Here is a 23977-nt window from a genome sequence, read left to right as displayed (position 1 = left end):
GGGGCAAGAGGCATGTCCAGAGCTGGTGAACTGGTCAGGGAGTTCAGGAACCGTACCGTCCCGCGTGAGCGCACGGCGCTGGCCATCTGGTTCTGGGAAATCGACCGTGTGCTGCTGTCGCTGATCGTCGCACTGATGGCGATCGGGCTGGTGGCGGTGGCGGCGGCTTCGCCCGTGGCGGCGATCGACCGGTCCACGAGCACGGTTTCCGTGACGCCTCTCATCTATTTCTACCGCCAGCTGATGTGGGTGTTCATCGGCCTGCCGATCATGCTGGTGATCTCCATGCTGCCCCGGACACAGGCGCGGCGGCTGGCTTTCTGCCTGTGCATCGTCTTTGCGCTGGCATTATTGTTGGTGCCGGTGCTCGGGTCCACGGTGAACGGGGCGAAGCGCTGGATCGACCTGCCGGGCTTTCGTTTCCAGCCGTCCGAGTTTCTGAAGCCCGTCTATGTGGTGACGATGGCCTGGCTGTTGTCGCTGCGCGGCAAGGATATGACGCTGCCGGTGATCCAGTTGACCTTCGTGACCACCGCGATGATCGCGGTGGTACTGATGCGGCAACCGGACTTTGGTCAGACGGTGATCTTCCTCGCCTGCTGGGGCGGGCTGCTGCTGCTGTCGGGCGTGTCGATGCGCGCCATTGGCGGTTTGGCGGGCGGCGGGCTGGGTGGCTTGGTATTAATGTACATATTCTATGAGAATGGCCGCCAGCGCATCAACGACTTTCTCGGCATCGGCGTGGCGCAGGATACCGGGCCGGACCAGACCGAACTGGCTTTCCGCACCATCACCCATGGCGGCTTTCTGGGCGTCGGACCTGGCGGCGGGCAGAATAAATTTCGCCTGCCCGAAGCGCATACCGACTATATCTTCTCCGTGATCGGGGAAGAGTTCGGCCTGCTCGCCTGCATCGGCATCGCCTGCGTCTATCTGGCCATCGTCGTGCGCGTTTTCCTGCGGATGCTGGATGAGGATGATAATTTCACCATCCTCGCAGCAGCAGGCCTCACCACCCAGTTTGGCTTACAGGCGATCATCAACATGGGCGTCAATGCCCAGATATTTCCGTCCAAGGGCATGACGCTGCCCTTTATCAGCTACGGTGGCTCCTCTATGCTGGCGCTTTGTATCGGCGTCGGCCTGTTGCTCGCGTTCACGCGGCGCAACCCCTTCATGGGTCGGCACACGGTCGTCAAATGGAGTGGTCGATGAGCATTTCCCGTCACTTCGTCCTCGCCGCAGGCGGGACGGGTGGTCATATGATTCCGGCGCATGCCGTCGCGGAAGAGCTGATGCTGCGCGGCCATCATGTCGCTCTGGTGACCGATGAGCGCGGCGCGAAGATTCCCGGCATTTTCGATAAGGCGCAGGTCCATGTCATGCCCGCAGGGCGGATGACCAAGAATCCCAAAAGCTGGCCGGGCGCCTTGAATGCGATCCTCGCGGGCCGGGCGATGGCGCGACGGCTCAACGAAACCTTCCGTCCAACTGCTGTGGTGGGTTTTGGGGGCTATCCGGCCATGCCTGCGCTGCTCGGCGCGCTGGCCGACGGTATCCCGACCGCCATCCATGAACAGAATGCGGTGTTGGGCCGGGTGAACCGCTATCTGGCCGGACGGGTCGATGCCATCGCGACCGCTTATCCGGAGGTCGGACGGCTCAAGGACAAATATGCCGGGAAGGTCCACCTGATCGGCAATCCGGTGCGCGAGGAAGTGAAGCATCTGCGCGAGGAGGAATTTCCGGCGCTGACCGACGAAAGCGTCTTCCGCGTACTGGTGATCGGCGGCAGCCAGGGGGCGACGATCCTTTCCAGCGTGGTGCCCGATGGCCTGGGCATGTTGCCTTTGAGCCTCCGCCGCCGTCTGCAAGTCACCCAGCAATGCCGCGCCGAGGATATCGAACGTGTGCGCAAGCTCTACGCCGATCTCGAAATCCCTGCGGATCTCGCGACCTATTTCAACGATGTGCCGGAGAAACTGGGCTGGTCGCATCTGGTGATCGCGCGCGCGGGCGCTTCGACGCTGGCGGAATTGACCTGCGCGGGCCGTCCGGCGATCCTGATCCCGCTGCCGAGCGCCATGGACGATCACCAGACCGCCAATGCCCGAGAAATGACCGAGGCGGGCGGTGCGCGCACCATCCCGCAGGCGCGCTTCACGGCGGTCGAACTCGCCAAGCAGATGCAGAAGATGGCGCTGGAACCCGGCGCCCTACAGAATGCCGCGAAGCGCGCTCGCGCCTGCGGCCGCCCCAATGCCGCGCGTGACATGGCCGACCTGCTGGAAAGCATCGGCCCCGCGCCCATCGTCAATGACCCGCTGCGTGTCGGCCCTACGCCGACCAGCCTTAATCTCCAGGGAGTTCCCGCATGAAGGGTGTCGGCACCGACATCGGCACGATCCATTTCATCGGCATTGGCGGCATCGGCATGTCCGGCATCGCTGAGGTGATGCATAATCTGGGTTACAAGGTTCAGGGGTCTGACGTCGCCGAAGGCTATGTGGTCGAGGGGCTGCGCAAGAAGGGCATCGATGTGATGATCGGCCACAAGGCCGAAAATCTGGGCGATGCCGCCGTGGTCGTGACCTCCACCGCGATCAAGAAAGGCAATCCGGAAGTCGATCTGGCGCTGGAAAAGCGTGTCCCCGTCATCCGCCGCGCGGAAATGCTGGCGGAACTGATGCGGCTCAAATCCACGGTCGCGATTGCGGGCACGCATGGCAAGACGACGACCACCTCCATGGTCGCGGCGCTGCTGGACGCGGGCGGGGTGGACCCGACCGTCATCAATGGCGGCATCATCAACAGCTATGGCTCCAACGCCCGTCTCGGCAAGAGCGACTGGATGGTGGTCGAAGCCGATGAGAGCGACGGCAGCTTCCTGCGGCTCGACGGCACGCTGGCGGTCGTGACCAATATCGATCCCGAGCATCTCGACCATTATGGTAGCTTCGACAAGGTGAAGGACGCCTTTGTCGAATTCGTCGAGAATGTGCCTTTCTATGGCGCGGCGATGCTGTGCCTCGATCATCCGGAAGTGCAGGCGATCCTGCCCCGCGTGCAGGACCGGCGCATCGTTACTTACGGCTTCTCGGCGCAGGCCGATATTCGCGGCGAGAATGTCCAGCCTATCCCCGGCGGCAACCGCTTCGATGTGCAGATCCGCGAGCGGGACGGCTCGACCCGCCGCATCGAAGGGATCGAAATGCCGATGCCCGGCCGCCACAATGTGCTGAACGCCATGGCGGCGATCGGCGTGGCGCTGCAAATGGGGATCAACGACACCACGATCCAGACCGGCTTCGCCAAATTCGGCGGGGTGAAGCGGCGCTTCACCAAGGTCGGGGAAATCGCCGTCGACGGCGGCACGGCCACGGTCATCGACGATTATGGCCACCATCCGGTCGAGATCAAGGCGGTACTGGCTGCCGCCCGTGAAGGGGCTAAAGGCCGCGTCATCGCCGTGGTCCAGCCGCACCGCTTCACCCGTCTGCGCGACCTGATGGACGAGTTCCAACAAGCCTTCAACGACGCCGACATCGTCTATGCCGCCCCGGTTTATCCGGCGGGCGAGCAGCCGATCGAGGGCGTGGACAGTGCCGAACTGGTCGCGGGTTTGAAGCGCCGGGGGCATCATCGCGCTTCGATCGTCGAAGGAGCCGATGAGCTTGCCCGCGTGATCGCCGCTGATGTTCAGGCGGACGACATGATCATCTGTCTCGGCGCGGGGGACATCACAAAATGGGCGGCGGGGCTTGCTGCTGCCGTTGCAGCGAAAGAGGCCGCCTGATGTTCGAACTGTTCAATGTCGGCCTGGAAATGCAGAAGCGGATAATCGACATTCAGATGCAAGGCATCGAAGTCGCCCGCGAAATGGTCGATACGGCGCAGCGCAATGTCGAGGCCGGGCATGCCGCGACCCAGGCGGGCGAAGCGGGCATGAAGGCGATGAAGGGCTGGATGCGGCTCTGGGGGATACGCGATTGAGGTTGGCGGCGACGGCTCTTCCCTCGGTTCGCGGTTCGCTCAAGCCTGATGCGCCGCTTGGCCCCCTCGTCTGGTTCAAGACGGGGGGTCTTGCGCAATGGCTGTTCGAGCCGAAGGATGTGGAGGATCTCTCGGATTTTCTGCGTGATTTGGACCCGGCGATCCCGGTGATGGCGTTGGGCCTCGGCTCCAACCTGATCGTCCGCGATGGCGGCGTTCCAGGTGTGGTCGTGCGCCTCGGCAAGCCCTTCGCCAAGGTCGAGCAGATCGACGCGACGACCCTGAGCTGCGGGGGAGGGGCTTCGGGTATTCTCGTTTCCTCGACCGCGCGCGATGCAGGCATATCGGGGCTGGAGTTTCTGCGCTCGATCCCCGGCACGGTCGGCGGTTTCGTGCGGATGAATGGCGGCGCCTATGGCCGCGAAACCTGCGATATTCTCGTGGAATGCGAAGTCGTGTTGCGTTCCGGCGAGGTGGTCACGCTGCCGCTCGACGCGCTGGGTTACACCTACCGTCACAGCACTTTGCCCGAAGGCGCGGTTGTCGTGAGCGCTGTTTTCCGGGGCGTTCCGGGCGAACCTGCTGCAATCCAGGCGGAAATGGACCGCATCGCTGCCGCCCGTGAGGAAAGCCAGCCGCTCCGTAGCAAGACCGGCGGCTCGACCTTCAAGAACCCCGAAGGTCACAAGGCCTGGGCGCTGGTGGATGAAGCCGGTTGCCGTGGTCTGCAACTGGGTGGCGCGCAGGTTTCGGAAAAGCACACCAATTTCCTCCTCAACCTTGGTGACGCGACCAGCGCGGACATCGAGGCCTTGGGCGAGGAAGTCCGCCGCCGCGTCAGGGAAAAGAGCGGCATTGAACTGGAATGGGAAATACAGCGTGTCGGCCTGTTGGCCGACGATGCCAATCGGGAAAATCTTGTGGGAGTAAGCAAGTGAGCCGTGGCCCTTGGCATGTCGCCGTCCTGATGGGTGGCTGGTCCGCCGAGCGGCCTGTTTCGCTGTCGAGCGGCGAGGGCGTCGCCAAGGCGCTGGAATCGCGCGGCCATAAGGTCACGCGCATCGACATGGGCCGCGACGTGGCCCTGCGCCTCTCCGAAACGAGGCCCGATGTCGTGTTCAACGCCCTCCACGGCGTCCCTGGCGAGGATGGCACGGTGCAGGGCATGATGGATCTGATGGGCCTCACCTACACCCATTCGGGCCTCGCCACATCGGTCATCGCCATCGACAAGCAACTTACCAAGCAGGCGCTGGTGCCCCATGGCATCCCCATGCCCGGCGGCCATATCGTGAGCAGCGAAAGCCTGTTCGAAGCCGATCCGCTGCCGCGCCCCTATGTGGTGAAGCCGGTCAATGAGGGCAGCTCGGTCGGCGTCGCCATCGTGACGCAGGACGGCAATTACGGCTCGCCCATCGGCCGGGATGTCGAGGGGCCGTGGCTGCATTTCGATGAGCTGCTGGCCGAACCCTATATTCGCGGCCGGGAACTGACGACCGCCGTGCTGGGCGATGAGGCGTTGCTGGTGACGGAACTGCGCCCGAAAAGCGGCTTCTACGATTTCGACGCCAAATATACCGACGGCATGACCGAGCATGTCTGCCCGGCGGAGATTCCCAACGAGATCGCGGAAGCCTGCAAGGCGATCGCTCTGCGCGCCCATCAACTGCTGGGCTGCAAGGGCGCGTCGCGCTCCGATTTCCGCTGGGACGACAATCAGGGGATCGAGGGGCTGTTCCTGCTCGAAGTGAACACCCAGCCGGGAATGACGCCCTTAAGCCTTGTTCCCGAACAGGCGGCGAAGCTGGGCATTGACTATGCCGAGCTGGTGGAGCGTATTGTCGAGGACGCGTTGAAGGGGAAGCAGCGCGCAAAGGGGGCAGATCATGGCTGAAGCACGCATCCGGCGTGGCGGGACGGCGCGGCTGACGCGCGCGACCGGCGCGCGCGGCCGCAGCGGAGGGAGGGGCCGCTCGGTCAAGCGCCGGAACTGGGTCGACAGCCTGCTCGACCTGCTCCCTTTCAGCGAGGAAACGCTCCAACGCATGGCGAGCTGGGCCATCGTTAGCATTGTGCTAGCGGGCTTGGTCGGCATAGCCATGCTGATGGGTCTTCCCGCCATGGCCGGGCAGAAGGCCTCCGAACTCGCCGCCAATGCGGGTTTCGAGGTCGAGAAGGTCGAAGTGCGCGGCGTCGAGCGGATGGACGAACTGCCCATCTACAATATCGCGCTGGGACAGGTGAGCCGCTCCATGCTGTCGCTCGATCTGCCCAAGGTGCGGGACGACATGCTGAAGCTTGGCTGGGTCAAGGATGCGCGCATTTCCCGCCGCCTGCCCGATACGCTGGTGGTCGATATCGTCGAGCGCGATCCGGTGGCGGTTTGGCAGCATGACGGCCAACTCCATCTGATCGACGTGCAGGGCGTGGTGCTGCAATCGGTGTCCGCGGGCGCGATGCCCGATTTGCCGCTGGTGGTCGGCCCCAATGCCAATCTCCAGACGGCGGGCCTCAACAAGTTGATGGAAAATGCGCCTGCGCTGAAGCCCATGCTGGCTGGCGCCACCTGGGTCGGGGACCGGCGCTGGGATTTGCGCTTTCAGTCGGGTGAGACGCTATCCCTGCCCGAAGGCGACAAGCCGTCGGCCACGGCGCTCGTCAATTTCGCGCGGATGGATGGCGTGAACCGGCTGCTGGGCCGGGGCATCGTCAAGTTCGACATGCGCGATCCCGACCGCTTCGTGCTGCGCCTGCCGCAGGGCCAGGGCACCGGCACGTCCAGCGAAAAGCCTGCGGCAAGCGCGGACGCGCCCGCCAAGGGCGAGGAAGGCTGACTCCATGGCTCAACCCAAGGTCGAAAAGTTCGTCACCGCGATCGATATCGGATCGTGGAAGGTGTCCGCGCTGATCGCGGGGCGCACCGAAAATGGCGAACTGGCGATTTTGGGGACGGGCCAACGCGAAAGCCGGGGCGTGCGGCGCGGCTTCATTGCCGACATGGAGCGGACAGAATTGGCCGTGCGTGAAACGGTCGAGCAGGCCGAGCGCGTGGCGGGCACGAATATCGAGGATGTCTGGGTCAGCTTTTCGGGTGGCTCTCTCGTCAGCGACGTCGTCACGGTCGAGCGCGACATGGGCGGATATCGCGTCGAGCAGGCCGATATCGATGACCTGCTTACCACCGGCCAGCAGGGCATCGATCCCGAAGGGCGCGTGGTTCTGCACGCGCAGCCGACCTGTTTCACCATCAATGGCCGCGTGCCGGTGAAGAAGCCGCTGGGCATGCATGCCGACCTGCTGGGCGTCGATATCCATGTGGTGCTGGCCGATGGCGCGCCGCTGGCCAATCTCGACCTGTGCGTTCGAGGGGCTTATCTCAATGTGAACAGCATCGTCGCTTCGCCTATTGCCACCGGCCTGGCCTGCCTGTCCGAAGAGGAGAGGGACTTGGGCGTCGCGTTGGTCGAATTGGGTGCGGGCGTCACCAATGTCTCGCTTTATGCGGGTGGCATGCTGGTCGGCCTGCACAGCATTCCCATCGGCGCGTCGGATATCACCGACGACATCGCTTCCGCCTTCGGTATCCGCCGCAGCCAGGCGGAGCGGATCAAATGCTTCTACGGCTCCGCCATGCAGAATCGCCGCGATTTCCGGGACATGATCGAGATCGCCGCGCCCCATGGCGATGTCGCCATTCCCGGCCAGAGCGCCGGTCCCAACGCCGATGGCGGCAAGATCACTCGCGCCGCGCTGGTGGCGGTGATCTGCGAGCGGCTGAACCAGATCATGGTCGAGGTGAACGCCGCGCTCGCCGGCATGGGTTTCAACACGCCCACGGGGCGGCAAGTGGTGCTGACCGGCGGCGGCGCCGAAATGAAGGGCATTGCCGACTATGCCCAGGGTGCTTTAGGGCGCGCCGTGCGCATCGGGCGGCCCCGTGGCCTCGCCGCCTTGCCCGAGGCGCATAGCGGTCCGGCCTTTGCGACTTTGGCCGGTCTTGCGCTTTACGGCGCTTCGAACCCGGTTGATCTTAGAACGATAGCGCCTGCCTCTCAGACGGTTCATCGTATCGGTGCGCCTGCCTGGTGGCAAAGAATGGTCAAAGCCATGAAGACGAACTATTGAAATAAAGTGAAGTCAGGCGAAATTTACTGGTGAATTACGCCATCATCTGTTGCATTAACCTTCGATGACAGTTTCGCTCACGTCACCGAAGCTGGAGGGAGCTAGAATTTATGAGCATTGAAATCAGCCCACCGCATGTGGACGAGTTGAAGCCACGCATCGCGGTGATCGGCGTCGGCGGCGCGGGCGGCAACGCCATCGCGAACATGATCGCCGCCTCGGTCGAGGGCGTTGATTTCATCGTCGCCAATACCGATGCGCAGGCGCTGAACGCCTCGCCCGCGGAACGGCGCATCCAGCTTGGTCCGCAGATCACCGAAGGCCTGGGCGCAGGCTCCCGCCCCGAAATCGGCAAGGCAGCGGCTGAGGAAACCATCGCTTCGGTCGAGCAGGCTCTGGACGGCGCGCATATGTGCTTCATCGCCGCCGGCATGGGCGGCGGCACCGGCACAGGCGCTGCTCCCGTCATCGCCAAGGCTGCGCGCGATCGCGGCATTCTGACTGTCGGCGTCGTGACCAAGCCCTTCACCTTCGAGGGCAACCGCCGCATGAAGTCGGCGGAAAGCGGCATCGAGGAACTGCAAAAGCATGTCGATACCCTCATCGTCATCCCGAACCAGAATCTGTTCCTGATCGCCAACCCGAACACCACCTTCAAGGAAGCCTTCCAGATGGCGGACGAGGTGTTGCAGCAGGGCGTTCGCGGCATCACCGACCTGATGGTCATGCCGGGCCTCATCAATCTCGACTTTGCCGACGTCCGCTCGGTCATGGGCGAGATGGGCAAGGCGATGATGGGCACCGGCGAGGCCGAAGGCGACGGCCGCGCGCTCCAGGCGGCGGAAAAGGCGATCGCCAACCCGCTGCTCGACGGTGTGTCGATGCGTGGCGCGAAGGGCGTCATCGTCTCCATCGTCGGCGGCGACGACATGCGCCTGATGGAAGTGGACGAAGCCGCCAACCATATCCGCGAGCTGGTCGATCCGGATGCCAACATCATCTGGGGTTCGGCGTTCAACGACAATCTGAACGGCAAGATCCGCGTGTCGGTGGTCGCCACCGGCATCGACAGCGATGCAGGCGCCGCTGCCGCGCCGTTGACGCAGCCGTTCAGCTTCGCCAGCCGTCCGGCCGTCGCTGTGCCGACTGCCGCCGCGTCCAGGTCCGCGCCGCAGCCGGTTCCGGCCCCTGCGCCGGCCGCCGCGCCCGAGCCGGAACCTGAAACGCTGGAACTGGACGTGCCTGCGGCGCCTGCCCCTGCGCCGCTGACCCCGCCGGTCGCGGAACAGCCCAAGCCTGCGCCTTTCACGCCGACGCGTCCGGCCGCCGTCTTCTCGGATGAAGACCCCTCGCAAGACGAATTGCTGCTAGGCGCTGAGGAAGCCGAAGCCAAGCCGGCTCCGGCCCCCGCGCCGCAGGCGGCTCCGCGTGTCGCCACCGGCGGGACGCTGTTCGAGCGGATGGCGGGTCTTACCCGTGGCGCGGACAAGGGCGCCGCGGCCAGCGATGATGGCGCGCCGACTCCGGATATTCCGCGTTTCCTGAACCGTCAGAGCAACCAGTAATCGGACGCGGGCTTCGGCCCCGCCTCAGCAGGACAAGCGCGCTATCGGCTGCCATGGGCAACCGGGCGCGCTTTTTCTTTCGACATATTCCCTTGCCCCGCTTCCTTCCGCTAAAGGGCTGCCTGTGAGACGTTATGACATATGGATTCTGGGCGGGCTGCTTTTAGCGGGCCTCGCGCCAGCACAACCAATTCTGGCGCAACCGGCTCAGGTGCAGGGGATGCGCCCTTCCAGCGCGGAAAATCTCAACACTAATCTCGCGCGTCTGGCGTCCAATCCGCGCGATGTGGCAGCGCTGATCGGCGCGGGCGAGGCGGCGCTCGACATGGACGACGCGCGTGCGGCGGCGGGCTTTTTCGCGCGCGCCGACATGCTCCAGCCGAATAATGGCAAGGTGAAGGCGGGCCTTGGCCGGGTGATGCTCAAGAACCAGAATCCGGGCGAGGCGCTGCGCCTGTTCGATCAGGCAACGCGGCTGGGCTATTCCGAAGTGGTGCTGCTGTCCGATCGCGGCCTTGCCAAGGACATGACCGGCGATCAGGCCGGGGCGCAGCGCGATTATCAGGCGGCGCTCCAGCGGACGCCCGATGATGTGGAACTGACCCATCGCTACGCGGCGTCCCTTGGCATATCGGGGCAGGTGGATGCGGCGGAACGGGTGCTGAAACCGCTGCTTTACAAGAGCGACCGTGCCGCCTGGCGCTACCGCGCCTTCATCCTGGCGATGAACAACCGGCAGGCCGACGCGAAGAAGATTGCCGAGCAGACCATGCCGTCGCAACTCGCCACGGCGATCCTGCCCTATATGCAGAAAATGCCCTATCTGACGGCGGCCCAGAAAGCGGCGGCCGTGCATTTCGGGCATTTCCCGGCCAATGTCGGCACGACCATCGCCGCCGTGACGCCGACGCCGCCAGCCTTTGCGTCAGCGGCGTCAACCGCCAGGCCGCCGGTTGCCGAGACGCCGCAAGCTGCCAAGGCCGGACGGCAGGATCGTTCGCGCCGCAATGGGGCGGGCAGCGCCACGCTCGCCCAGGCGGAAGGGCCGCCTCGTCCGGTCGCCGCGCCGCCTTCCTATCAGCCTGCGCCGACACGGGAAGCCGCCGCTCGACCAGCGCAGGCGCCCGCTTCCACACCTCAGGCTGCGCCCCGCGCAGCACAACAGGCCACCATTCCTGCCGCGAATGTGCAGGGTCCACCGGCGCCCGGTTTCGAGTCTGTCCCGGCCCAGCCTGCCACGCCCGCCAGCCCATCGGCCAGTCAGCTCAACGCGATCACGCTGGCGCAGGCGTCCGTGCCTCGTTCGCCCGTGCCACAACCGCAGAGCGCGCCCGTCCCGGCGCCCGCACCTACTCCGCCAGCCACCCCTCCTGCCGCTATGGCTGAAGCCGCGCCTCCGGCAACCGCGCCCCAGCCGCAGATCGACCCCGCCGTGACCCGGTCGCTGGCCGACATCATCCACGCCATCGACGTGCCGGAATCCGAACGCCAATCGAGCGTCGTCGCGGTGGACCTTTCCGAAATCGCGCAGATGCAGGCAGCCCGCCGCGCCGAACGCGAAACCGCCGCCGCTGTTGCCGCGGAAAAGGCGAAGAAGGCCGCTGCCGCCAAGGCAAAGGCGGAAGCAGACGCCAAGGCGAAGCAACTGGCAGAAGAAAAGAAGAAGGCCGCCGAGGAAAAGGCGCGCCTTGCCGCCAATCCCTCGCGCAACTGGCTTCAGGTGGGTACGGGAGCGAACAAGGGTGCGCTGGCCTTCACCATGAAGGGGCTACGCAAGAAATATGACTCGCTCGAACCCCAGGATGCCTGGGTCGCGGGCTGGGGCCGAACCAACCGCCTGCTGGTCGGACCGTTCAGCAGCTTCGCCCGCGCCAAGGCGCTGGCGGACAAGCTCAAATCGGCAGGGGCGGACGTGTTTGCCTGGAAAAGCGATGCCGGGGAGGTCGTTGAACAGCTCCCGGCCAAGTAGAGCGATTTCAGGTCGGATGGACCATCTGGAGACTCGGAACCGCGAGGCCGGCGTAGCCAATTACGGGAAACAGCTTTAAAGGGCGCGGCATGACGCTGCTTGCTTCCTATGCATCGCACCCCGGCAAGAGCCGGGGCCGCCTCCACGCCGAACCCGGCGGCGAGATGCGCGGCCCCCGCGACGTGTTTCAGCGCGACCGCGACCGGATCATCCATAGCATCGCCTTCCGCCGCCTGCGGCACAAGACGCAGGTGTTCGTCTCCCCCGACGGCGATCATTTCCGCGTCCGCCTGACCCATAGTCTGGAGGTCGCGCAGATCGGCCGCACCACGGCGCGGACCCTGGGCCTCAACGAAGATCTGACTGAGGCGCTTTGCCTCGCCCATGACATCGGCCATCCACCCTTCGGCCATGCAGGCGAGGATGCGCTGGAGGCGGCGCTCGACGATCATGGCGGCTTCGATCACAATGCCCATACGTTGCGCACGCTGATGCTGCTGGAAAGCCCCTATCCGCTGTTCCGGGGGCTGAATTTGAGCTGGGAAATGCTGGAGGGGCTGGCCAAGCATAATGGCCCGATCACCCGTCCCGGCTGGGCGATGCAAGAGGTGGACGCGCTGTTTCCGCTCGACCTTGCGAGCCATGCCTCGCTGGAGGCGCAGTTGGCGGCGATCGCGGACGACATCGCCTATGACAATCACGACATCGATGACGGCCTGCGCGCCGGATTGCTGAGCCTGGACCAGTTGCTGACCATTCCGCTGGTCAGGATCTGCTGGGATCGCGTTCGCGTCCGTTATCCCGACGTGCCCCAGGACCGGTTGCTGCGCGAACTGGTGCGTGAGCAGATCGGGGTCATGGCGAACGACCTGATCGCCGCTACCCGGGCCAATATCGCGGACGCCGGCGTGAAAACGGTCGACGATGTCCGTGGGGCTGGACGCACGCTGGTCGCCTTCTCGCCCGAACTGGCGGCGCAGGAGCGCGAACTCAAGCGTTTCATGTACGCCACGCTCTACCACCATCCCACGCAGCTTGCGGCGGCCGACCGGGCGAGGGTGATCGTCATCGACCTCTTCCGCGCCTATCAGGCCGATCCGAAGCTGATGCCCGAGGAATGGCGCGACGATTGCGTCTCGTCCGAACCGCAGCGCAGCCGCCACATCGCGGATTTCATCGCCGGCATGACCGATCGTTATGCGGAAAAGCGCCATGCGGAAATCTTCGGCAGGCTGGAGATTGCCTAAAACCGCTCATACTCTCCGATTGCCCGATTGACGCCGGGGCGCGTTTGACGCAATGCGAAGAGGTCTCCGTTGCCGAGGATTCGGCGCCGGACTTGATGCGGGAGAGCATGGGAAGCCTTTCAGGCCACCCCATCGCCGAAGGAGCAACCGCCCCGGAATCTCTCAGGCCAAAGGACCGCATCATGGGCAGGCACTCTGGAAAGCGGACGGTTTAACGCCGTCCCACCGAAGGGGTAAGCCATCCGGTCGATTGGCCGGTGGTCAAAGCTCTCAGGTTCCGTGACAGAGGGGGTGGCAGACGCGATGGGTCCGACTCCGGACGCCTGCGTGTGTCGCCTGTAACTCGTACGGAAAGGCCACCTCCCATGTCCGGCAATGACGACATCGCTCATCTCGAAGAAGAATTGCCGCTGCAGGATCTGCCGCTGGATGCCTGGCATCGTGGCAGGGGTGCGCGAATGGTCGGCTTTGCCGGCTATCACATGCCGATCCAATATGAAGGCATCATGGCCGAACATGCCTGGACGCGCGAGCATGCCGGGCTGTTCGACGTCAGCCATATGGGTCAGCTCACCTTCTCCGGCGAGGGCGTGGACGAGGCGCTGGAGCATCTGCTGCCGAGCGACATCAAGGGACTGACACCCTTCCGCCAGCGCTATTCGATGCTGCTGGACGAAGAGGGCGGCATTCTCGATGATCTGATGGTCTCGCGCCTTGGCGGCGACGCCTTTGATGGCGCGGCCATCTATATGGTCGTCAACGGCGCGACCAAATATGACGATATCGGCTGGATGATCGAGCATCTGCCCGATGAGGTCGTCATGAATCATATGGACGAGCAGGCTCTGCTGGCCCTGCAAGGCCCGGAAGCGGGCGAGGCGCTGGCGGCGCTCATTCCTGAAACCGCCGAGCTGATCTTCATGCAGTCCGGCCCGTTCACCTGGCGCGGCGTGTCGCTATGGATCAGCCGTTCGGGCTATACCGGCGAGGACGGCTTCGAGATCAGCGTTCCCGCCGAGGATGCGGCGCTGCTGGCGGAGGCGCTGTGCGAACTGCCGCAGGTGAAGCCGATCGGTCTTGGTGCGCGGGATTCGTTGCGGCTGGAGGCGGGCTTGCCGCTCTATGGTCACGATCTGACGCCCGCCGTCAGCACCATCGGCGCGGATCTGGGCTTCGCCATCCAGAAGCGCCGCCGCGAGGAAGGCGGCTTCATCGGCCATGCCCGCGTGATGAAGGAACTGGCCGACGGGCCGGGTTCGAAGCGTGTGGGCCTGAAGATCGAAGGCCGCTTGCCTGCGCGTGAAGGCGCGGCGATCTATGCCGGCGACGTGCTGGTGGGCGAGGTGACGTCGGGCGGCTTCGCGCCGACCGTGGGCGCGCCGATCGCCATGGGCTGGGTCAGCCTGCCCCATGCCGGGCTGGGCGAAGCGCTGGAGATCGAGGTGCGTGGCAAGCGCATCGCCGCCACCGTCGCGCCGATGCCGTTCGTGCCGCACCGTTACCGCCGCAAGGCTTGACTGTTTTCCGAGGGGAGTAAATCCATGAGCCGTTATTTCACCGACGAACATGAATGGATCGATGTCGAGGGCGAAATCGCCACCGTCGGCATCACCGACTATGCGCAGGAACAGTTGGGCGACATCGTGTTCGTCGAACTGCCCGCCGAAGGCACCAGCTTCGAAAAGGGCGACGACGCCGCCGTCGTGGAGTCGGTCAAGGCCGCTTCGGACGTCTATGCGCCGATCTCCGGCGAAGTCGTCGAGACCAACGGCGCGCTGGAGGATGAACCCGCGCTGGTGAACAGCGACGCCGAGGAAGACGGCTGGTTCTTCAAGCTGCGCATTGCCGATGCGAGCGAGCTGGAAGGCCTGATGAACGAAGCCGCTTACAAGAAGTTCGTGGCCTCGCTCTGATCTTATCATCGTCATCCCCGCGAAGGCGGGGATGACGCCCGCAGGAAAACATCATGCGCTACCTACCCCTTACCGACACCGACCGGCAGGAGATGCTGTCTGTCATCGGCGCGACCTCCATCGATGACCTGTTCGTGGACGTCCCCGCCGAAGCCCGGCTTTCCGACAAGATCGCAGGCCTGCCCGATCATGCCAGCGAGCTGGCGGTCGAGCGCCACATGGCGGCCCTGGCGCGGAAAAATCTGTCGGCAGGGGAGGCGCCCTTCTTCCTGGGCGCAGGCGCCTACAGGCATCATGTCCCCGCCAGCGTCGATCATCTGATCCAGCGCGGCGAGTTCCTGACCGCCTATACGCCCTATCAGCCGGAAATCGCTCAGGGCACGCTCCAGGTGCTGTTCGAATTCCAGACGCAGGTGGCGCGCCTGCTCGGCTGCGATGTCGCCAACGCGTCCATGTATGACGGCTCGACCGCCTGCTGGGAGGCGATCGGCATGGCCCGCCGCATCACCAAGCGGGGCAAGGCGATCCTCTCCTCCGGCCTGCATCCCCATTATGTCTCGGTCGCCAACACCATGGCGAAGTTCACCGGCGACGCGCTGGTGCATGAAGCGCCGACCCTGGACGCCGTCACGGACATCGATGCGCTGATCGCCAGGATCGACAAGGATACGAGCTGCGTCGTCGTCCAATATCCCGACATTCTCGGCCGCATCGCTGACTTGGCCCCGCTCGCGGACGCTGCCCATGCGGCGGGCGCGCTGCTGGTTGCCGTCGTGACGGAGCCGGTTGCGCTGGGCGCTTGTCGGGCGCCGGGCCATATGGGCGCGGACATCGTGGTGGGTGAAGGCCAGTCGATCGGCGTCGGCCTGCAATTTGGCGGGCCTTATCTGGGCCTGTTCGCGTGCAAGCAGAAATATGTCCGCCAGATGCCGGGCCGCCTCTGCGGCGAGACGGTGGACGCGGCGGGCAAGCGCGGCTTCGTGCTGACCCTATCGACCCGCGAGCAACATATCCGCCGCGAAAAGGCGACGTCGAACATCTGCACCAATTCCGGCCTCTGTGCGCTGGCGTTCAGCATCCACATGACGCTGCTGGGCGAGAAGGGCTTGCGCGAACTCGCCACGCTCAACCATGGGCTTGCCTGTCAGGCGGCCGACCGTTTGGCGCAGGTGCCGGGCGTGAAGCTGCTCAACGACAGCTTCTTCAATGAGTTCACGCTGGTTCTGTCGAAGGACGCCCGCGAAATCGTTCGCACCCTTGCCGACAAGGGCGTGCTGGGCGGCGTGTCGCTGGGCCGCCTGTTCCCGGATGCGCCGGATATCGGCCACGGCCTCGTCGTCGCCGTCACCGAAACCGTGACGCCGGAGGATATCGAGAGTTTTGCCAAGGCACTTGAGGAGGAACTGGCATGACCATGCTGAAGGAAGGCCGCCCCACCGCGCCGCAAGCCTTGGACGAAGCCGACACGGCCCCCGCAACCGCCACGGGCAACCGCGCGCTGATGCTGGAGGAGGCGCTGATCTTCGAGATCGGTTCGACCGACACCACCGGCGTCGACTTCGCGGAAGCGCCGAAGGTCGCCAGCCGCCTGGGCAATCTCGCCCGCACGGACGGCATCGGCCTGCCGGGCCTGTCGGAACAGGAAACGGTGCGCCATTATACGCGCCTCAGCCGCCAGAATTACGCCATCGACCTTGGCCTGTTCCCGCTTGGCTCCTGCACGATGAAGCATAATCCGCGCCTCAACGAAAAGGTCGCGCGGATGCCCGGTTTCGCGGATCTCCACCCGCTTGCGCCCCAATCGACGGTGCAGGGCGCGCTGGCGGTGATCCATGAACTGGCCGAATGGCTCATAAAGCTGACTGGCATGCATTCGGTCGCGATGAGCCCCAAGGCAGGCGCGCATGGCGAGCTGTGCGGCCTGCTGGCGATCCGCGCCGCGCTGGAAGCCCGTGGCGACGCCCGCAGCGTCATCCTCGTCCCGGAAAGCGCCCATGGCACCAATCCGGCCACCGCCGCTTTTTGCGGCTACAAGGTCGAGGATATTCCGGCGACCCCGGACGGCCGCGTCGATCTGGAAGCCTTGAAGGCCCGCCTTGGCCCTGACGTCGCGGCGGTGATGATCACCAACCCCAACACCTGCGGCCTGTTCGAGCGCGACATGAAGACGATCTCCGACGCGGTCCACGCCGCCGGAGCCTTCGTCTATTGCGACGGTGCGAACTTCAACGCCATTGTCGGCCGGGTCCGTCCCGGCGACCTGGGCGTCGACGCCATGCACATCAACCTGCACAAGACCTTCTCCACGCCCCATGGCGGCGGCGGTCCGGGTTCCGGCCCGGTGGTGCTGTCGGAAGCGCTCGCCCCCTTCGCGCCGCTGCCCTTTGTGGAAAAGCAGGGCAATGGTTTCGCGCTGGTCGAGGAAGAGACGGCCGGGGAGCATCATGCCAGCAGCTTCGGCCGCATGGTCGCCTTCCACGGCCAGATGGGCATGTTCACCCGCGCGCTGACTTATATCCTCAGCCACGGCGCGGACGGTCTGCGCCAGGTGGCGAGTGACGCGGTGCTGAACGCCAATTACATCTTGCGCAGCCTGGACGATGTGCTGGACGCGCCGTTCGGCGGCAGCGGCCCCTGCATGCATGAGGCTCTGTTCAGCGACAAGGGGCTGGCCGAGGGCTTCACCACGCTCGACATCGCCAAGGGGCTGATCGACGAGGGCTTCCACCCGATGACCATGTATTTTCCGCTGGTCGTCCATGGCGCGATGCTGGTCGAACCCACCGAGACGGAAAGCAAGGCCGCGCTCGACCAGTTCATCATGGCGCTGCGCAGCCTGGCGGAACGCGCCAAGGCGGGCGATGAAGCGCTGAAGGGCGCGCCCTATTTCGCCCCGCGCCGCCGCCTTGATGAGACGCTGGCAGCGCGCAAGCCGGTCCTGACCTGGAGCGAACCCACGCTGGCGCAGGCCGCCGAATGACGGACCAGCCGGAGCCGTGGGAACCCGGTTCCGGCCCGGTTGCAGCGGGCAGCGGCGATCTCAGGCGCTATGCTCCCGCCACGGAGCGCAACCGCGACGCCATTCTTGGCCTGCTGCGCGAAGAACTGCCATCCTCCGGCCTCGTGCTGGAGGTGGCGAGCGGCAGCGGCGAACATGCGATCCACTTCGCCGCAGCCTTGCCCGATCTCGATTGGCAACCGAGCGATCCCGATCCGGCAGCGCTGGCATCCATCGAGGCGTGGCGTCAGGAAGCGGGCCTTACCAATCTCCGCACGCCGATCCGGCTCGACGCTGCTGCGCCTTGGCCGGTGGATCGCGCCAACGCGATCCTCTGCATCAATATGGTCCACATCTCCCCCTGGATCGCGACGCTCGGGCTGCTGCGTGGGGCAGGGGCATGCTTGCCTCCCGAGGGCTTGCTTTATCTCTACGGTCCCTATCTGCGTGACGATGTGGAAACCGCGCCCAGCAATCTGGCATTCCATGCTTCGCTCAAGGCCCGCGACCCGCAATGGGGCCTGCGCCGCGTCGAGGATGTGATCGCCGCCGCCGATGCCCAAGGGCTGCGCTTCGACCGCCTTGTGGAAATGCCTGCCAACAACCTGTCGTTGCTATTTAAACGGCGGGATTGAAAGACCGGCGCGTGCCTGCGAAAGCAGGAGCGCGAAGTGCCCAGCAGGACCGATGCCCGAAACTCTCCTCTCCCTCGTCACCGCCGAACTCGCCGGCCCCGCCGATCCGCGAGCGGCTGCCATGGCTGGCGCTTTGGCGGCCAAATACCCCCATGCCTCGCGTGCCGTGCTCTTCTACGGTTCCTGCCTGCGGGAGAAGAATCTCGACGGGTTGATGCTGGATTTCTATCTGATCGTGTCGGACTATCGCACCGCCTATGGAAAGCGCTGGCTCGCGACCGCCAACCGGCTGATTCCGCCCAATGTGTTCCCGTTCGAGCATAACGGCCTGATCGCCAAATATGCCGTGCTGTCGGAGGCGGATTTTGCGCGGCTGAACAGTCCGGCCGCCGACAATGTCTCGGTCTGGGCGCGTTTCGCCCAGCCGGCGCGGCTGCTCTGGGCAGCGGACGACCTCGCCCGTCAGCGCGCCATCGGTGCCGTCGCCAGCGCCACCCCGACACTGCTGTCGCTCGCCCGTCCGATGGCGGAGGAGCAGGATGCATTGTCGCTCTGGAAGACAGGCTTCACGCTGACCTATGGGGCGGAGTTGCGCGCGGAGCGGAAAGGCCGTTCTTTCTCCATCGTCGACGCCGATCCTGATCGCTATCGCCGCTTTGGGGAGGCTGCGCTGGCGCAGGGACTTCCGCCATCGCTCGCGCCGGATCAGGCGGCTATCCGCTGGCGGCAGCTGCAAAGGCGGGGCAAATGGCTCTCCGTCATCCGTCTCGCCAAGGCCAGCTTCACTTATGCGGGCGGCATCGATTATCTCGCCTGGAAGATCAACCGTCACGCGGGCACGCAAATCGAGATCAAGCCCTGGCAGCGGCGCTGGCCGCTGATCGGCGCGCTCACTCTGCTGCCGCGGCTGTTCCGGGGTGGTGCGATCCGTTGAGCGCGTGGGACAGCGCCTGCGCCAAGCCCGTTAGCGTATAAGGCTTGCGCAGCACTTCATGCCCCGCAAAATCCGCGCTTTCGATGGTATCGCCCGCATAGCCGGTGACGAACAGCACCGGCAGATGCGCACAGCCGGCGGGCAGGGTGCGGATCATTTCCGGCCCGGTCATGTCGGGCATCAGCACGTCGCTCATGATGAGGCCGATGTCGCGATGGCTGGTCAGCAGCTTCGCCGCCTTTGAAGGATGGTCGCACGCCACCGGCAGATGGCCAAGTTCCGCCAGCGCCGCCATCGTCTGGTTGAGGACGCGGGGATCGTCCTCCACCACCAGGATGCGCGTCGGCGGATGCAGGACAGGTTCCCGGTCGGGGGCATGCGCGTCGACCGCATCCTCACCCTCCGCGCCGATATGGCGGGGCAGGTAGATGTGGACGCTGGTGCCCTGACCGGGTTCGGATTCGATGCGGATCTCGCCCTCGCTCTGATGCACGAAGCCGAAAATCTGGCTGAGGCCCAGGCCCGTGCCCTTGCCGACCGGCTTGGTCGTGAAAAAGGGTTCGAACACGCGGGAGAGGATTTCGGGCGTCATGCCGCAGCCATCGTCGCTGACGCTCAGCATCACATATTCGCCGCCCGCGCATTCCCCGATCTCCTGGGGCGCGAGTTGGGCGCGACCGGTCCTGATGACCAAGCGGCCGCGTCCATCCATCGCATCCCGCGCATTGACGCACAGGTTCAATATCGCATTTTCCATCTGATGCTGGTCGACGAAGATCCGCCAGCCTTGCGCTTCCTTTTCGAAGGCCATGGTGATCTGATCACCGATCGACCGGTCGATCAGATCCGAGAGGCCCGCCACCAACGCATCGGGATCGACCGCATTGGGCAATAGCGGTTCGGATCGGGCAAAGGCCAGCAGGCGGCGGGTGAGGGCGGCGGCGCGATTGGCCCCCTCCATCGCATTGTCGAGGTGGCGGCTCGCCTCCTGCGGTTTCAGGCGCAGCTTGCGCTTGGCCAGTTCCAGCCCGCCGACCACCACCGCCAGCATATTGTTGAAGTCGTGGGCGATGCCGCCGGTGAGCTGGCCCACGGCGTCCATCTTCTGCATCTGGCGCAGATTTTCCTCAGCGGCGGCGCGCTCGGTGGTTTGCTTCTTGAGCTGCTCATAGGCGTCGGACAGTTCGGCCGTGCGCGCGGCGACCGCCGCTTCCAGCCGGTCGGCGCGCTCGCCTTCATTCTCAGCCTGCCGCCGCGCATTGCGCCGCTCGCTATAGGCGGCATTGGCAAACCACAGCGCGAACAGCACGCAGACCAGCAGCACCAGGCCGAAAAGTTGCGAGGTCTTGCCGAACCACGCATTGCGGTCCCCGGCCAGCGACACGGCTTCGCTGCGTTCCTGCAACCGGGCATTTTCCGCCTGGATGACCCGGTCCAGCAGGGCGGTGATGCGCATCAGGTCCCGCGATTTGCCCGCCTGATGGAACTGGGCGAGTGCGCCTACCTTCTGATCATAGGTGGTGCGCAGCCCGATCTCGCTCAACGTCTTGCCCCGTTGGTCGAACGCCGCCTGCAGCGCCAGTACGTTGCCGCGCTGCCAGTCGGAATGGCGGGTGGTATAGTTCAGGGTCTTGAGCTGGCTTGCGGCGGTGCGCCACTGATCCTGGAACAGCCGGCCCGTATCGGGGTCGAGGCTAATGACATAGCGGGCCAGAGTCACCTCCGCCCTTGCGGTTTTGGCCTCGAAAGCGCGGGCGAGGGCAATGGTCTCGAAACTGCGGCGCTGTTCCTTCAGCGCGCGCTCATGGTCGCGCGCGGCGTGGCTGGCGCTGTACAGCAATATGCCGAGCGACCCGACCAGCAGAACGACCAGCACCAGCGGCAGGAAGCGGGCTGTGATCGCTCGCCACCCGGTCACCTGTTCATCCATGAAAAACCCGTCCGCCATCGACAGTTACACTAGACGAACAATATTAAGCGAGAAATGCCACAGGTGGAAAGTTCCGATTTCGCGTGAAAATACGTCGCGTTAAATGCCCGTCCGGTCGTGCGGTCGAGATGAAGGCGCGATCAGCCGATGGCGCCCGTGGCCTTGCCTGCCGCTTCGAACATCGCAATGATCTGGCCCACCTGTTCGTCGCTATGTTCGGCGCAGAGCGAACAGCGCAGCAGGAAGGTCCCCGCCGGGGTCGCCGGGGGACGCGCCATGTTGACGTAGAGGCCCAGTTCCAGCAGCGCTTGCCACATGGCCACCGCCTGGGTCTGGTCGGTCAGGATCACCGCGATGATCGCGGATTGCGGGGTTTCCGTGCCGAGCCTGAAGCCGAGGTCCTGAAGCCCCTTGTGCAGCCGCTGGCTGTTCTTCCACAGATGGGCACGCTTCTCGCCCGCATGCATCAGCTTGCGGATGGAGGTCGCGGCCGTGGCGACGACGCTGGGTGGCAGCGAGGCGGTGAAGACATAGGGACGGCAGACGAGGCGCAGCACCTCGAACTTCGGATGGTTGGAGACGCAGAAGCCGCCGACCGTGCCGACCGACTTGGAGAAGGTGCCGACGACGAAATCGACGTCCTTTTCCACGCCCTGCTCTTCATAGACGCCACGGCCATTGGGGCCGAAAAAGCCCATGCCATGGGCTTCGTCGACCAGGATCATGCAATTGGGATGCTTGCGCACCGCCGCGACCATCTCCGGCAGCGGAGCGACATCGCCCAGCATCGAATAGACGCCCTCCAGCACCACCAGCTTCAGCGCGTCGGCGGGCAGGCGGCCAAGACGCTTGTCCAGATCCTCGACGCTGTTGTGGCGGAAGCGGACGATTTCCGCATCGCCCAGGAAGCAGCCGTCATAGATGGAGGCATGGCTGTCGGCGTCGAGAATGACGTAATCGCCCCTGCCCGCCAGCGTGGAGATCATGCCCAGATTCGCCTGATAGCCGGTCGAAAAGACCATAGCGCCGGACGTGCCGTAAAACTCCTTGAGCGCGTCCTCGACCTCTTTGTGCCCCTGATAGGTGCCGTTCAGCACGCGGCTGCCGGTCGTGCCCGCGCCGAATTCGTCCAGCGCCTTCTTGCCCGCCGCGACCACGTCCGGATCGAAGGTCATGCCCATATAATTATAGGTGCCGAGCAGGATCGTGTCCTTGCCCTTGATGACCGCCTGGGTCGGTGACTTCACCTCGTCCATCACGATCGCGAAGGGATCGCGCACGCCGGTAGCCAGCAGCGCCTCGCGCTCAGCGATCAAAGGGTCGAATTTGGAGAAGAGGTCACGGGTTTCGGTCGTCATATGTGGTCCCAATAGCCGTTGGTCCGGGGCAGAACCGGACGCTAAGCGAATATGCGGGCGCCGTCGCCAGCGCCAAGGATCAGTATAGCCGGCTTCAGCCCTTAAGCTTCGCCACGGCTTCCACGAGCTGGCCGATGGTCTCGATCTCTGCCTGCATGTTCATGGTGATGATGATGTCGAATTCGTCCTCGATCGCGGCGACGAAGTCCATCACGGTCAAGCTGTCCCACTCCAGATCGCCCGCGAAAGTGGTGGCTTCGGTCAGGTCCGCGCCCTTTTTGTTGAAAGGCGCGATCTGGCTCAAAACGCTGTCGAAAATCTGCTGGCGATCCGTCATTATCCGTGGTGCTTTCCGTGAAAGAGCGGCTTTTGCCCTCAAGCGTCACTCTTTGGCAAGGGAATAAGGCGGCAATCGGGCATGAGTGTCGCGAAAAAGGGGAGGGGAAGATGATGGACGCGGTTAATGCTCCGGTGCCCAATGCGATCCACCTGCTGCGCACGGCGGTGCAGACCAATATGCAACTGAGCCAGATGGCCGATCAGAAGGCGAACATGCTGATCGGCGCTTCGATGGTGATCTTCACCCTGTGCGTCGCGCAATTGCGGTCGGGCGCGCTGGTGTGGCCGGTGGCGGTGCTGGCGGTGGGCGTGTTTCTGGCCGCGACCTGCGCGATTCTCGCGGTGTTGCCGAGCGTCGGGCGGCCGTTGGGGCAAGTGGAGGAGAGTGACAATCTGCTGTTCTTCGGCATCTTCACCAGTCTCAGCGAGGCCGAGTTCAGCGAGCGGATGATGGCGCTCGTCGCGGATGACGATGCGCTGTGCCGGGCGATGCTACGTGACATGTACCAGAATGGGCAGGTGCTCCAGCGGCGGAAATATCGCTATCTGGGTTATGCGTACCGCTTGTTTCTGATTGGCGTGGTGGCGAGCTTTGCGGCGCTGGTGGCCGATTTGGCGCTGGCGTGGCATTGAATGCGCGCGCCAGAAAATTACCTGAAATTGTCCGCGTAGGCCTGAATTTTCAACGTCTTCGGCGCTGTCGGGATCACCGTATAAGCAATGCCCTCCCGCTCCGCATAGGCGCGCGCCGCTTCTTGCGAGGGGAAGCTCAGCATGATCTGCTGCTTCGTATCGCCGGACCCGGCCCAGCCGGTCAGCGGATCGGGCTTCTTCGCTTCGGCGGGCGCATATTCCAGCACCCATTTACGGGTCAGCGCCTTGCCGGATTGCAGGGCGTTCTTCTGGATCTGATAGATGCGCGCGCTCATCGCGATAAAGACTCCTGAGGGAATATGGCGCTGCGTTGCACC

At 64.6% G+C, this 23977-nt stretch carries 22 protein-coding genes and 1 riboswitch; of the genes, 18 read left to right on the top strand and 4 right to left on the bottom strand.

What is annotated here, in order from left to right; genetic code table 11:
* The first annotated feature begins 12 nt into the window (after positions 1 to 12).
* The 17 genes from HHL26_RS14830 to HHL26_RS14750 all read left to right on the top strand — a co-directional run bounded on the left by HHL26_RS14830 (position 13) and on the right by HHL26_RS14750 (position 19379).
* Complete coding sequence (locus HHL26_RS14830) at positions 13 to 1215, top strand: FtsW/RodA/SpoVE family cell cycle protein (RefSeq protein WP_066559387.1); 1203 nt, start codon at positions 13 to 15, stop codon at positions 1213 to 1215.
* Positions 1212 to 2378, top strand: coding sequence for an undecaprenyldiphospho-muramoylpentapeptide beta-N-acetylglucosaminyltransferase (gene murG / locus HHL26_RS14825; protein WP_066559386.1), 1167 nt, complete (start codon positions 1212 to 1214; stop codon positions 2376 to 2378). Before HHL26_RS14830 ends, murG begins: the two co-directional genes overlap by 4 nt.
* Positions 2375 to 3796, top strand: a complete 1422-nt coding sequence (gene murC / locus HHL26_RS14820) for a UDP-N-acetylmuramate--L-alanine ligase (protein WP_066559383.1) — start codon at positions 2375 to 2377, stop codon at positions 3794 to 3796. The genes murG and murC overlap by 4 nt, the downstream gene beginning before the upstream one ends.
* Positions 3796 to 3993 carry a hypothetical protein gene (locus HHL26_RS14815; protein ID WP_066561907.1) on the top strand — a complete coding sequence of 66 codons (198 nt, stop codon included), beginning with the start codon at positions 3796 to 3798 and terminating at the stop codon, positions 3991 to 3993. Before murC ends, HHL26_RS14815 begins: the two co-directional genes overlap by 1 nt.
* Entirely contained in the window at positions 3990 to 4931 is a 942-nt protein-coding gene (gene murB / locus HHL26_RS14810) for a UDP-N-acetylmuramate dehydrogenase (protein WP_082748644.1), read from the top strand. The genes HHL26_RS14815 and murB overlap by 4 nt, the downstream gene beginning before the upstream one ends.
* Positions 4928 to 5887: a D-alanine--D-alanine ligase gene (locus HHL26_RS14805; protein WP_066559381.1), complete on the top strand. Its 960-nt coding sequence runs from the start codon at positions 4928 to 4930 to the stop codon at positions 5885 to 5887. The genes murB and HHL26_RS14805 overlap by 4 nt, the downstream gene beginning before the upstream one ends.
* The gene (locus HHL26_RS14800) at positions 5880 to 6827 is read left to right on the top strand and encodes a cell division protein FtsQ/DivIB (RefSeq protein WP_066559379.1); all 948 of its coding nucleotides are present in this window, start codon (positions 5880 to 5882) and stop codon (positions 6825 to 6827) included. Before HHL26_RS14805 ends, HHL26_RS14800 begins: the two co-directional genes overlap by 8 nt.
* A gap of 4 nt (positions 6828 to 6831) precedes the next feature.
* On the top strand, positions 6832 to 8118 hold the full coding sequence (gene ftsA / locus HHL26_RS14795; protein WP_066559376.1) for a cell division protein FtsA: 1287 nt from the start codon (positions 6832 to 6834) through the stop codon (positions 8116 to 8118).
* 110 nt (positions 8119 to 8228) lie between these two features.
* A complete protein-coding gene (gene ftsZ / locus HHL26_RS14790) occupies positions 8229 to 9683 on the top strand; it encodes a cell division protein FtsZ (protein WP_066559375.1) in 1455 nt (484 codons plus the stop codon).
* 220 nt (positions 9684 to 9903) lie between these two features.
* On the top strand, positions 9904 to 11652 hold the full coding sequence (locus HHL26_RS14785) for an SPOR domain-containing protein (protein ID WP_206377483.1): 1749 nt from the start codon (positions 9904 to 9906) through the stop codon (positions 11650 to 11652).
* Positions 11653 to 11741: 89 nt separating this feature from the next.
* A complete protein-coding gene (locus HHL26_RS14780; protein WP_066559368.1) occupies positions 11742 to 12899 on the top strand; it encodes a deoxyguanosinetriphosphate triphosphohydrolase in 1158 nt (385 codons plus the stop codon).
* Between the two features lie 88 nt (positions 12900 to 12987).
* Positions 12988 to 13087: riboswitch (glycine riboswitch) on the top strand.
* A gap of 177 nt (positions 13088 to 13264) precedes the next feature.
* Positions 13265 to 14416 carry a glycine cleavage system aminomethyltransferase GcvT gene (gene gcvT / locus HHL26_RS14775; RefSeq protein ID WP_066559367.1) on the top strand — a complete coding sequence of 384 codons (1152 nt, stop codon included), beginning with the start codon at positions 13265 to 13267 and terminating at the stop codon, positions 14414 to 14416.
* Between the two features lie 24 nt (positions 14417 to 14440).
* The gene (gene gcvH, locus HHL26_RS14770; protein WP_066559365.1) at positions 14441 to 14812 is read left to right on the top strand and encodes a glycine cleavage system protein GcvH; all 372 of its coding nucleotides are present in this window, start codon (positions 14441 to 14443) and stop codon (positions 14810 to 14812) included.
* A 53-nt stretch (positions 14813 to 14865) separates the two neighbouring features.
* On the top strand, positions 14866 to 16224 hold the full coding sequence (gene gcvPA / locus HHL26_RS14765) for an aminomethyl-transferring glycine dehydrogenase subunit GcvPA (protein WP_066559362.1): 1359 nt from the start codon (positions 14866 to 14868) through the stop codon (positions 16222 to 16224).
* A complete protein-coding gene (gene gcvPB, locus HHL26_RS14760) occupies positions 16221 to 17792 on the top strand; it encodes an aminomethyl-transferring glycine dehydrogenase subunit GcvPB (RefSeq protein ID WP_066559360.1) in 1572 nt (523 codons plus the stop codon). Before gcvPA ends, gcvPB begins: the two co-directional genes overlap by 4 nt.
* Positions 17789 to 18445, top strand: a complete 657-nt coding sequence (locus tag HHL26_RS14755) for a DUF938 domain-containing protein (RefSeq protein ID WP_066559357.1) — start codon at positions 17789 to 17791, stop codon at positions 18443 to 18445. Before gcvPB ends, HHL26_RS14755 begins: the two co-directional genes overlap by 4 nt.
* A gap of 52 nt (positions 18446 to 18497) precedes the next feature.
* Positions 18498 to 19379, top strand: coding sequence for a hypothetical protein (locus tag HHL26_RS14750; RefSeq protein ID WP_066559354.1), 882 nt, complete (start codon positions 18498 to 18500; stop codon positions 19377 to 19379).
* Here HHL26_RS14750 and HHL26_RS14745 read toward each other — a convergent pair.
* The 3 genes from HHL26_RS14745 to HHL26_RS14735 all read right to left on the bottom strand — a co-directional run bounded on the left by HHL26_RS14745 (position 19336) and on the right by HHL26_RS14735 (position 23004).
* Complete coding sequence (locus HHL26_RS14745; RefSeq protein WP_066559351.1) at positions 19336 to 21327, bottom strand: ATP-binding protein; 1992 nt, start codon at positions 21325 to 21327, stop codon at positions 19336 to 19338. The genes HHL26_RS14750 and HHL26_RS14745 overlap by 44 nt on opposite strands.
* 122 nt (positions 21328 to 21449) lie before the next feature.
* The gene (locus HHL26_RS14740; RefSeq protein ID WP_066559350.1) at positions 21450 to 22667 is read right to left on the bottom strand and encodes an aminotransferase class I/II-fold pyridoxal phosphate-dependent enzyme; all 1218 of its coding nucleotides are present in this window, start codon (positions 22665 to 22667) and stop codon (positions 21450 to 21452) included.
* Between the two features lie 94 nt (positions 22668 to 22761).
* Entirely contained in the window at positions 22762 to 23004 is a 243-nt protein-coding gene (locus tag HHL26_RS14735; protein WP_066559347.1) for an acyl carrier protein, read from the bottom strand.
* 110 nt (positions 23005 to 23114) lie between these two features.
* Here HHL26_RS14735 and HHL26_RS14730 point away from each other — a divergent pair, with 110 nt between their 5' ends.
* Positions 23115 to 23639 (top strand): Pycsar system effector family protein, encoded by a 525-nt coding sequence (locus HHL26_RS14730; protein WP_066559345.1) that lies wholly within the window; start codon positions 23115 to 23117, stop codon positions 23637 to 23639.
* 17 nt (positions 23640 to 23656) lie between these two features.
* Here the strand turns inward: HHL26_RS14730 and HHL26_RS14725 are convergent, their stop codons facing one another.
* Positions 23657 to 23935, bottom strand: coding sequence for an ETC complex I subunit (locus tag HHL26_RS14725; protein ID WP_066559337.1), 279 nt, complete (start codon positions 23933 to 23935; stop codon positions 23657 to 23659).
* Positions 23936 to 23977 lie beyond the last annotated feature (42 nt).

This window comes from Sphingobium sp. TB-6 (assembly GCF_012927365.1).
In the GTDB taxonomy this organism is placed as follows: domain Bacteria; phylum Pseudomonadota; class Alphaproteobacteria; order Sphingomonadales; family Sphingomonadaceae; genus Sphingobium.
The sequence above is the reverse complement of the archived record's forward strand: the minus strand, read 5'-3'. Positions and strand labels throughout refer to the sequence as shown.

What these genes read in the sequence shown, in the direction of transcription:
- HHL26_RS14830 (WP_066559387.1), top strand. Translation starts at nt 13, where the DNA reads ATGTCCAGAGCTGGTGAACTGGTCAGGGAGTTCAGGAACCGTACCGTC.
- murG (WP_066559386.1), top strand. Translation starts at nt 1,212, where the DNA reads ATGAGCATTTCCCGTCACTTCGTCCTCGCCGCAGGCGGGACGGGTGGT.
- murC (WP_066559383.1), top strand. Translation starts at nt 2,375, where the DNA reads ATGAAGGGTGTCGGCACCGACATCGGCACGATCCATTTCATCGGCATT.
- HHL26_RS14815 (WP_066561907.1), top strand. Translation starts at nt 3,796, where the DNA reads ATGTTCGAACTGTTCAATGTCGGCCTGGAAATGCAGAAGCGGATAATC.
- HHL26_RS14800 (WP_066559379.1), top strand. Translation starts at nt 5,880, where the DNA reads ATGGCTGAAGCACGCATCCGGCGTGGCGGGACGGCGCGGCTGACGCGC.
- ftsA (WP_066559376.1), top strand. Translation starts at nt 6,832, where the DNA reads ATGGCTCAACCCAAGGTCGAAAAGTTCGTCACCGCGATCGATATCGGA.
- ftsZ (WP_066559375.1), top strand. Translation starts at nt 8,229, where the DNA reads ATGAGCATTGAAATCAGCCCACCGCATGTGGACGAGTTGAAGCCACGC.
- HHL26_RS14785 (WP_206377483.1), top strand. Translation starts at nt 9,904, where the DNA reads ATGCGCCCTTCCAGCGCGGAAAATCTCAACACTAATCTCGCGCGTCTG.
- HHL26_RS14780 (WP_066559368.1), top strand. Translation starts at nt 11,742, where the DNA reads ATGACGCTGCTTGCTTCCTATGCATCGCACCCCGGCAAGAGCCGGGGC.
- gcvT (WP_066559367.1), top strand. Translation starts at nt 13,265, where the DNA reads ATGTCCGGCAATGACGACATCGCTCATCTCGAAGAAGAATTGCCGCTG.
- gcvH (WP_066559365.1), top strand. Translation starts at nt 14,441, where the DNA reads ATGAGCCGTTATTTCACCGACGAACATGAATGGATCGATGTCGAGGGC.
- gcvPA (WP_066559362.1), top strand. Translation starts at nt 14,866, where the DNA reads ATGCGCTACCTACCCCTTACCGACACCGACCGGCAGGAGATGCTGTCT.
- gcvPB (WP_066559360.1), top strand. Translation starts at nt 16,221, where the DNA reads ATGACCATGCTGAAGGAAGGCCGCCCCACCGCGCCGCAAGCCTTGGAC.
- HHL26_RS14755 (WP_066559357.1), top strand. Translation starts at nt 17,789, where the DNA reads ATGACGGACCAGCCGGAGCCGTGGGAACCCGGTTCCGGCCCGGTTGCA.
- HHL26_RS14750 (WP_066559354.1), top strand. Translation starts at nt 18,498, where the DNA reads ATGCCCGAAACTCTCCTCTCCCTCGTCACCGCCGAACTCGCCGGCCCC.
- HHL26_RS14745 (WP_066559351.1), bottom strand. Translation starts at nt 21,327, where the DNA reads ATGGCGGACGGGTTTTTCATGGATGAACAGGTGACCGGGTGGCGAGCG.
- HHL26_RS14740 (WP_066559350.1), bottom strand. Translation starts at nt 22,667, where the DNA reads ATGACGACCGAAACCCGTGACCTCTTCTCCAAATTCGACCCTTTGATC.
- HHL26_RS14735 (WP_066559347.1), bottom strand. Translation starts at nt 23,004, where the DNA reads ATGACGGATCGCCAGCAGATTTTCGACAGCGTTTTGAGCCAGATCGCG.
- HHL26_RS14730 (WP_066559345.1), top strand. Translation starts at nt 23,115, where the DNA reads ATGATGGACGCGGTTAATGCTCCGGTGCCCAATGCGATCCACCTGCTG.
- HHL26_RS14725 (WP_066559337.1), bottom strand. Translation starts at nt 23,935, where the DNA reads ATGAGCGCGCGCATCTATCAGATCCAGAAGAACGCCCTGCAATCCGGC.